Annotated in this window: 1 protein-coding gene; it reads left to right on the forward strand. The window is 63.8% G+C overall.

Translation table 11 applies throughout. The annotated features are described in order from the left end of the window. A partial coding sequence (locus DIE22_RS39270; RefSeq protein WP_311767767.1) for a hypothetical protein occupies positions 1–464 on the forward strand: 464 nt, incomplete at both ends.

Below are 464 nucleotides of genomic sequence, written 5' to 3' on the forward strand. Positions count from 1 at the left end.
GTCGAGGTGGACAGCGAGCTGATCGAGCTGGTTGCCGACGACAGACCCGTGGACGTGGAAGTCGAGAGCGACGCCACCGAGCTGTCGGTCGAGCTGAGGCCGGTCGACAGCGAATTGATGCCCGTCGAAGTCGAGGTGGACAGCGAACTGATCGAGCTGGTTGCCGACGACAGACCCGTGGACGTCGAGGTCGAGAGCGAAGTCACCGAGCTGTCGGTCGAGCTGAGGCCGGTCGACAGCGAGTTGATACCCGTCGAAGTCGAGGTGGACAGCGACGAGATCGAGCTGGTTGCCGAGGACAAGCCGGTCGACGTGGAGGTCGACAGCGAGGCGACTGAGCTATCGGTCGAGCTCAGGCCGGTCGACAGCGAGTTGATACCGGTCGAAGTCGAGGTGGACAGCGAGCTGATCGAGCTGGTTGCCGACGACAGACCCGTCGACGTCGAGGTCGAGAGGGAAGCGAC

Origin of the sequence: Burkholderia sp. Bp9142 (assembly GCF_003853415.1) — a bacterium.
GTDB lineage: Bacteria > Pseudomonadota > Gammaproteobacteria > Burkholderiales > Burkholderiaceae > Burkholderia.